The organism is Moraxella sp. 179-F 1C4 NHS, from assembly GCF_045370505.1.
In the GTDB taxonomy this organism is placed as follows: Bacteria; Pseudomonadota; Gammaproteobacteria; order Pseudomonadales; family Moraxellaceae; genus Faucicola; species Faucicola tetraodonis.
In genome coordinates, this window is record NZ_JBIQEC010000023.1 from 1 (window position 1) to 3,832 (window position 3,832).

Sequence of the window (3,832 nt, forward strand, 5' to 3'; positions counted from 1 at the left end):
ATTGAACCTTTCGTCGCTAAGATTGCTTGCTAATTCAAAGCCTTAGGGTATAGCTTATGTCGAACTGGGGTTAATTAAAAATCCTTTCGGCTTACCTGTTTTTATTGCAATTTATTCTCATTTAGCTTTTAATACTCCCTGTTACAAAGCTGTATTTATTTAATTTTTTTCAATTGTTTATCCCTTGATAAGGCTTGGCACGATGACCGCTACCCAAAAAAAATGGCTCAAATGGGCAATCTTAAGTTTGATCGTTATTTCGCTGGCAGCGTTAGCTTATTGGTACTTTAAACCCAAACCCCAAAAACCCGATTACATCACCGCCAATGTCGAACGTAGCGATATTGAGAACAGTGTGATGTCCACGGGCAAAATTGAAGGCATTAAACAAGTGGATGTGGGCGCTCAGGTGTCAGGGGAAGTGACAAAATTGTATGTCGAGGTGGGTGACACGGTCAAAAAAGGCGATGTTATTGCTCAAATTGACCCAGTTACCCTGCAAAATACCTTAACCACGCAGCAAGCTACCTTACAGCAAAGCAAAGCGAATTTGGAAAGTACCAAGTCCGCCTATCAGACCAAACAAGCCGCGCTTGCCACAGCGCGAGCCGACTTGAAAGGTAAAATAGCAACCTTGCAACAATCGCAAACAGAATACAATCGCCTAAAATCCTTGCTTGCCATGAATGCCATCTCCAAACAAGAGCTGGAGCAAGCGGATACCGCTGTCAAAACAGCCCAAGCCAATGTGGACAGCGCGAAAGAAGCGATTGCGACTGCCCAAGCAAATATTGCCTCATCGCAAGCCGATATTGTTAGTGCACAACAAACCATAAAAAAATCGCAAACGGACGTCAATACGGCTGAAAAAAATCTTGGATATAGCCAAATTGTTGCCCCGATGTCAGGCACGGTGATTTCTATTACCACCAAACAAGGGCAAACAGTAAACGCCAATCAATCAGCCCCCACCATTGTGACATTGGCAGATTTGAGCAGTGTGCGCGTGAAAGCCAAAATATCAGAAGCCGATGTCGTTAACCTAAAAGTAGGGTTGCCTGTTTATTTCAATATCATTGGACGCCCAGATAAGAAATACCAAGCCACACTGTCGACCATTGGACCTGCGCCCGATGGCACTACCGCCAGTGATTCATCAACGTCAACGGATTCAGCGATTTATTACATTGGTTATTTTACTGTCCCCAATCCCGATGGCGCGCTACGTATCAACATGACAGCGCAAGTCTATATTGTTGAAAATAAAGTCAGTAATGTGCTTAGCGTACCGGCTGCAGCAATCAAAAATGACCCAAGAATAGGCAGTTATGTTGAAGTCGTACAAGCCGATGGTAGTACCAAAAAACAAGCGGTCAAAACAGGTGTCACCAATCGTATTACCACCCAAATTCTTAGCGGCGTCAACCAAGGGGATAAGGTGGTTGTGGGTCAAGCAGCGGTGAGTAAATCAAGTTCATCATCTAAAAATAACGGTCGTCCACCGATGATTTAGTCATCGGTAGATGAGAACCCTAGATTGTAAACGTTGATTGTAACCTATGACGCATGCTAACTGTGAGATACACGGCTGATGATAACGCAAGACACCAAACAACCTATTATGGAAGTGAAGGATTTAATCCGCGAATTCCCTGCAGGTGATGAAAAAATTCGGGTTTTACATGGGATTGACTTGACCATTTATGAAGGCGAAATGGTCGCAATTATCGGTCAATCAGGCTCGGGTAAATCCACCTTAATGAATATCTTAGGCTGCCTAGATCAGGCGACTGCGGGCAGTTACCACATCTATGGCAAAGCGGTGGACAAACTCAGCGCAGACGAACTTGCCGAGCTTCGCCGTGAGCATTTTGGCTTTATTTTTCAGCGCTATCATTTACTCGGTGACCTCAATGCCCGAGACAATGTCGCCGTCCCTGCCGTATATGCAGGGATGCCGGTGCGGCAACGTGAAGCGCGCGCCACCCAATTGTTAGACGACTTAGGGCTTGGGACAAAAACCCAAAATCGCCCGAGCCAACTCTCCGGTGGTCAACAACAGCGTGTGTCTATTGCTCGTGCCTTAATGAATGGTGGCGACATTATCCTGGCTGATGAACCGACTGGGGCATTAGATAGCCAATCGGGCAAAGACGTGATGGCAATTTTGAGAAATCTAAATAGCCAAGGTCATACCATCATTATGGTGACCCACGATCCTTCTATCGCTGCCCAAGCCGAACGCGTGATTGAAATCAAAGACGGACAGATTCTTAAAGATTATTATACCGACAATAGATTTGATAAAACCAAAGCGGTTCAACACCTAAATTTTGCCAAAAAGTCTGGTGTTACCGCGTTTTTAGACCGCTTATCTGAAGCCTTTAAGATGTCTGTTTTGGCGATGAAAGCCCATAAAATGCGGACATTGTTAACCATGCTAGGTATTATCATTGGTATTGCCTCTGTGGTATCGGTAGTGGGTCTAGGGCAAGGCTCTCAACAAAAAATTCTCAATGATATCAGCTCCTTAGGCACCAATACTTTAACCGTACGAGATGGCTATAAATTTGGTGACCCTCGCCGTAAATACCATGATAATAATTTAACAGATGCCGATGCCAATGCTGTCGCAGAACAGCCTTATGTGCAAAGCGTCAGTCCACAAGTCAGCAGCAATACCGCCACCGCCCGTTACCGTGAAACAGAAGCTTCTGTGAATGTCAGTGGCGTGGGCAAAGATTATCTAACGGTGAAAGGCGAAAAACTCGCGCTTGGGCAAACTTTTAATGACAATAGTATCACCTCGATGACCCAAGATGTGATTATTGATAATAATGCAAAAACCGCCTTTTTTGCCAATGTCAGCGATCCCATTGGTGAAGTGATGTTGGTGGGTAGTGTGCCCGCTCGCGTCATCGGTGTATTGCAGCCGTCTGAGCAAGCTTTTGGTCCAAGTTCAGACACCCCTACCCTATATATGCCTTATACCACTGTGATGCATAGAATGGTTGGTACTAGTCATGTAGATAGTTTTATTGTGCTACTAAAAAATACTATCTCGTCTAGTGCCGCTGAGCAAGCTGTTTCTGATTTGATAGAGCAGCGACACGGCACCGATGACTTTCGTATTCAAAATTCTGATTCAATTCGTCAGACGATTGAATCCACCACAGGCACGATGAGATTACTGGTTTCGTCGATAGCCATTATTTCTTTGATCGTGGGGGGTATTGGCGTCATGAATATCATGCTCGTCTCAGTTACCGAACGTACCAGTGAAATTGGTGTGCGCATGGCAGTGGGCGCAAGACAATCTGATATCATGCAGCAGTTTTTGATAGAAGCGATTTTGGTATGTATCTTGGGCGGGATTTTAGGTATTAGCCTAGCGTTTGGTATCGGCGCTTTAATTAACAAATTTGCAGGGGGTAATTTCCAAGTGGTGTATTCAACCACCTCCATTGTAGCGGCTGTGGTGTGTTCCACTCTCATTGGTGTGGTTTTTGGGTTTATTCCCGCGCGCAATGCCGCGAGACTCAATCCTGTCGATGCCTTATCAGGTGGTGAATAAAAGTTTTATCACCTAGTTAATTAATACCTAGTTAATCCACGTCTAGCCAATCAAGATTTATTTAATCAAGGCTAGATAAGTTAAAGGTATGATAAGTCGATGAATTTAAGCCGCTATCTTGATGCAAATCTTTGGTTGAAAAAATTGTGCAAAAAGGCTTGCAAACCAAGATTTAATGCGTATAATATGCACTCACTTAACGGCAATAGCCAAAATAAAAACGTTAAAAATCGTTTTTGATTGCCTTAACAGTTTTGG

General features: G+C 44.2%; 2 protein-coding genes. Both read left to right on the forward strand.

Annotated features, from left to right (window positions below):
* Positions 1-202 precede the first annotated feature (202 nt).
* Positions 203-1,513 (forward strand): efflux RND transporter periplasmic adaptor subunit, encoded by a 1,311-nt coding sequence (locus tag ACH0AB_RS09770; protein ID WP_406878048.1) that lies wholly within the window; start codon positions 203-205, stop codon positions 1,511-1,513.
* A gap of 78 nt (positions 1,514-1,591) precedes the next feature.
* The gene (locus ACH0AB_RS09775; protein ID WP_406878049.1) at positions 1,592-3,574 is read left to right on the forward strand and encodes a MacB family efflux pump subunit; all 1,983 of its coding nucleotides are present in this window, start codon (positions 1,592-1,594) and stop codon (positions 3,572-3,574) included.
* Positions 3,575-3,832: the final 258 nt, after the last annotated feature.